The 4,921-nt window shown below is 35.6% G+C and carries 5 protein-coding genes; all 5 read left to right on the top strand.

What is annotated here, in order from left to right; all coding sequences use genetic code 11:
* A partial coding sequence (locus WBN20_RS10075) for a hypothetical protein (protein WP_424281589.1) occupies window positions 1–866 on the top strand: 866 nt, incomplete at its 5' end.
* A gap of 40 nt (window positions 867–906) precedes the next feature.
* Complete coding sequence (locus WBN20_RS10080) at window positions 907–2,277, top strand: tetratricopeptide repeat protein (RefSeq protein WP_424281590.1); 1,371 nt, start codon at window positions 907–909, stop codon at window positions 2,275–2,277.
* A 2-nt stretch (window positions 2,278–2,279) separates the two neighbouring features.
* On the top strand, window positions 2,280–2,885 hold the full coding sequence (gene lptC, locus WBN20_RS10085) for an LPS export ABC transporter periplasmic protein LptC (RefSeq protein WP_424271507.1): 606 nt from the start codon (window positions 2,280–2,282) through the stop codon (window positions 2,883–2,885).
* Window positions 2,886–3,087: 202 nt separating this feature from the next.
* The gene (locus tag WBN20_RS10090; RefSeq protein WP_424281591.1) at window positions 3,088–4,377 is read left to right on the top strand and encodes a hemolysin family protein; all 1,290 of its coding nucleotides are present in this window, start codon (window positions 3,088–3,090) and stop codon (window positions 4,375–4,377) included.
* 91 nt (window positions 4,378–4,468) lie between these two features.
* A partial coding sequence (locus WBN20_RS10095; RefSeq protein WP_424281592.1) for a SurA N-terminal domain-containing protein occupies window positions 4,469–4,921 on the top strand: 453 nt, incomplete at its 3' end.

Here is a 4,921-nt window from a genome sequence, read left to right on the forward strand (position 1 = left end):
ATGCCACCCAGGATATTGTGTTGAATCAGTTCTCTGGGGATGGGGGATTAAATAAGGCATTTTTATCGGCAGGATATGAATTTACCAAGAATCTGCATGTTGGGGCAACTGTAAATTTTAGCTTCGGGAATTTACGATACCAGAGCATTCAAAGTATTGACGGAGTTCAGTATGGAACAATAGACATCCGTGAATCTGAGATTAGCGGCTATGATTTTAATTATGGCGCAACTTATACTCCCAGGATTAAAAAAAAATACACTTTATTTAGCTCAGTTACTGTGAATACGCAGGCCAATCTGGTATCTTCAAATACCGAAAGATTAGGTTCATTTTCTTTGAGTACTGGCGAAGAAATTGAAGTAAGGGATGTAAACTTAGAACCTTCAAACCTCAGAAACACAGAACTGAAAATTCCAACCACTACCACTTTTGGGCTTGGATTTGGCCGGGACAAAAAATGGTTTTTAGGGGCAGAATATAGTTTGCAGGGCGTGAGTTCATTTAGAAATGACTTTATTGATCCGGAAAATATCGCATATGAAGATGCCAATACCATTAGGGTAGGTGGATATTTTATCCCTGATTATGCTTCATTTACCAGTTATTTGAAAAGAATCACATATAGGGCAGGGGGACGTACTTCCAAAACGGGCTTGATGGTCAATGATACATCAATACACGATTTTGGCATAACTTTTGGACTAGGTTTACCAGTTGGTGGAGGTTTTTCCAATATGAATATTGGTTTTGAATACGGTAAAAGAGGTACCACAGTAGCCGATTTAATAGAGGAAACATATTTCAAAGTCAGTGTAGGACTGTCATTCAACGATAAATGGTTCCAAAAAAGGAAAATAAATTGATAAAAATTTAGTACATTAACCACTTTAAAATTAATACAAGATGAAAAAGGAATTTTACTGTATGATGATCGGGTTACTGGCAATAACAGGAACGGCAAATGCACAAGGCCAAAACCCTGAATGTATGACCAATCTTTCTATTTATGCTGAACATGCAAAAGTAAAAAACTACGATGCGGCATATACGCCATGGTTAATGGTATATGAAACATGTCCGTCTATTAACAAAGCAAATTTTTCGTTGGGGGAAAAAATTCTGTCTTATAAGATAGATAATAGTTCCGGTGCGGAAAAAGATGGTTATATAAGTGACTTGCTTGCAATGTATGACAATAGTTTAAAAGTTTTCCCGGATAAATTTCCCAAAGCGGTTGTTGCCATAGATAAGGCTTTGCTATTATATGATAATAAGATGGCTTCTGATGAAGAGCTGTATAATATGCTTCATGATGCCTTTGAACAGGACGCTTCAAATTTTAAAAACCCAAAAGCTCTTTATCTTTATTTTTCAAGTCTTGTAGACCTTTATAATGAAGGGAAAAAGGATCTTCAGACAGTCTTTGATACCTATGATGACGTTAATGAAAAAATAGAAGAAGAGAATGAAAAACTTACAGACATAATTAGTAAATTGCTTCCTAAGGAAGAAGCGGGAACCCTTACTACAAAGGAAAAGAGAAGATTAAAAGTGGCAACCACTAATTCTGAATCTTATGGTAAGATTGCCGGAAGTGTGGATTCTAAATTAGGTGCTCTTGCAGATTGCGAAAATCTTATTCCTCTTTATCAAAAGAGTTTTGATTCCAAAAAAAATGATGTTACCTGGGTAAAAAGAGCAGTAGGAAGAATGTTTAGTAAAGATTGCATCGATGACCCTATGTTTCAAAAATTATTTGAGGCACAATTAGCATTGGATCCTTCGGCGGATGCTTATGTTTATGGAGGAACTTTAAAGAAAAAAGCAGGAGATAACAAAGGAGCAATAGCAGACTTTAATAAAGCTCTTGAATTGGAGACAGATTCCAAAAAGAAATCAAATATTGCTTACAAAATAGCAACCAGTTATAGAAGAACGAGTAAATCAACGGCAAGAAAATATGCTCAGGCGGCGATTGATGCAAATCCGTCTAATGGCAGAGCCTACCTTCTTATTGCAAATTTATATGCAACAAGTGCTAATGATTGTGGTAGTACACCATTTGAAAAAAGAGCTATCTATTGGAAAGCGGCAGATATGGCCAGAAAGGCTGGTAGAGTAGATCCTTCATTGAGTAGCACTGCAAATCAATCTGCGGCCAGTTATAGTGCCAAAGCACCCTCAAAAACAGATATCTTTAATTCTGGAATGGCTGGTAAAACCATCAGCTTTAGTTGTTGGGTTGGAGGCAGCGTCACAGTGCCTAATCTATAATAATGAACAATCTTTACGGAGATAAATTTATTAACATTGCCATAGTATTTGCTGTGGCATTGTTGTTTTATGGCTGTAAGGATAATTATAAAAGAGTAGGGGAAGAAGCACAGCAAACAATATATCCTATGGGGGTTGCTCAAAATTTTGTGCTTACTTATACAGAAACTCCTGAAAAAATGGGAAGCGAGGAGACCAAAGATTCCAGGGTCATAGCCGTTTTAAAAAGCCCGTTGAGTGAAGATTATGACAATATGAGATTTCAGTTTAGAACTTTTCCAAATGGTTTGGAGGTGGATTTGTTTGATGCTGAAAACAATAAAAGTACGATTAAGGCCGACTATGGGATAATTTATTCCGGCACTAATTTAATAGACCTGCAGGGTAATGTGGTAATCGAATCTCATGACGGTAAAAGGCTTGAAGCCCCTCAGCTTTTTTATGATCAGACAAATGAGTGGATTTTTACGCAGCGTAAATTTAAATTTACCAATCCTGAAGATGGGACAATTATGGATGGTGAGGGAATGGATTTTAATAAGGATTTTAGTTTCTTCAATGCCCATAAGACTTATGGTTTAATTACAATTAAGGAAGATCAAACATGATTAAAATTTTAAAATATACGGAATACTTATACCTGCTCGTTGCAATTATATCTGTATATAAGATAATTGAACTTTGGAATATAGACAGAGAGGGTACTTACATCTTTATATTCTTTGCCCTTGTCTCTATAGGAATGTTTATTTTTAGACGTAACTACAGAAAACGTTTCGAAAAGCGAAAACGGGATAATCAGCAATAGCCATGGACTCTACTATACTTATTATTTGTATTTGTTTGTTGCTATCCGCATTCTTTTCCGGAATGGAGATTGCCTTTATTTCGGCTAATAAGATTCATATAGAAATTGAAAAGAAGCAGGAAGGTCTGTTGGCACAAATACTTACCCGACTGACAAAAAAACCCTCTAAGTTTATTGCTACCATGCTCATTGGTAACAATATTGCATTAGTGGTTTATGGTTTGTATATGGGAGAGTTATTGATGAATTGGTTCCAAACCAAATTACCTTCAGACAATAGGTTTATTCATCTTATGCTTACAGATTTTAGCCTCTTGACACAGACGTTAATATCCACAATTATTATTTTGCTTACAGCAGAATTTTTACCCAAGGTGCTTTTTCAGATATATTCTAACAAACTACTTAAATTTTTCGCGATTCCGGCTTATTTTTTTTACTTGTTGTTCTCCGTTATTTCTGATTTTGTAATTAAAGTTTCCGATGTACTTCTCAAAACCTTTTTTAAGACAGACGGTGATGAAGTACAACTGGCTTTTAGCAAAATTGAATTAGGGGATTATATTACGGAACAAATGGAAACTGTGATGGAAGAGGATGATGTAGATTCTGAGATTCAGATCTTTCAGAATGCACTTGATTTTTCTGCAGTAAAAGCAAGGGAAGTTATGGTTCCCAGGACTGAGATTATAGCAGTGGAATTACATGAAACTCCAAAAAACCTCGCTAAACTTTTTACCGAAACCGGCTTATCAAAAATATTAGTTTTTAAAGACACAATAGATAATATTATTGGGTACATCCATTCTTACGAGCTATTTAAGAAGCCTAAAATAATTAAAAGTATACTCCTGCCAGTAGAGTTTGTGCCGGAAACCATGTTAATTCAGGATATTCTCAATGTGTTGACAAAAAAGCGAAAAAGTATTGCACTAGTGCTTGATGAATATGGAGGTACTTCGGGAATAATGACTGTTGAGGATATTGTAGAGGAACTTTTTGGAGAAATAGAGGATGAACATGATTCAACAGATTTACTGGAAGAACAACTAAATAATAACACCTATAAATTTTCTGCCAGGTTGGAAGTAGATTACCTCAATGAACAATACAAGCTGGAACTTCCTGAAAGCGAGGAATACGAAACACTTGGAGGACTAATCGTGAATGAAACAGGTGAGATCCCTGACCAGAATTCTGAAATACGTATAGCGCATTTTTTGTTTACAATCCTTGAAGTTTCCAACACAAAAATAGATTTAGTGTCAGTTCAGGTCCTGGAAAAGGATTAGCCCCATAAAAATGAGCCAGATAGCAAGCCTTAAGTTTTTATTTCTTAATGTAAAATACTAATTTCGCCAACTGATTTTAAATAAACAAAAAATGGCAATTCTAGAAAATATTAGAAAACAAACAACTATCTTAATCTTGATCATTGGGATGGCCTTATTTGCGTTCGTAGTATCTGGAATATTTACCAGCAATGGTTTTTCTGGTGGAAAAGTTGGGTCTTCTGTAGGCGAAATTAATGGAGATGAAATTTCTATTGACGACTTTAGACGAAAAATTGAGAGAGCATCAAGAAGGTCTGGACCAACAACTTCATCCATGCAATTAGTAAATTCTGTCTGGAACCAGGTAGAACGAAATACTATTTTAGGGCAACAGATAGAAGATCTTGGTATTTCTGTTGAGCAAGACCAGATAATAAATGTTATTAAATCTAGCCCCGGGATAGCTCAGAATCCTCAATTTTCTGATGAGAATGGAAACTTTGATGAAACAAAATTTCGGGATTTTATTGCTGAATTGAAAATTAACGCCCCTGCCCAATAT

This window comes from Eudoraea sp., assembly GCF_049665975.1.
Lineage (GTDB): Bacteria > Bacteroidota > Bacteroidia > Flavobacteriales > Flavobacteriaceae > Eudoraea.

Bases quoted from the DNA above. Each gene is read 5' to 3' on its own strand.
- lptC (WP_424271507.1), top strand. From the start codon at position 2,280: ATGAACAATCTTTACGGAGATAAATTTATTAACATTGCCATAGTATTT.
- WBN20_RS10090 (WP_424281591.1), top strand. From the start codon at position 3,088: ATGGACTCTACTATACTTATTATTTGTATTTGTTTGTTGCTATCCGCA.
- WBN20_RS10080 (WP_424281590.1), top strand. From the start codon at position 907: ATGAAAAAGGAATTTTACTGTATGATGATCGGGTTACTGGCAATAACA.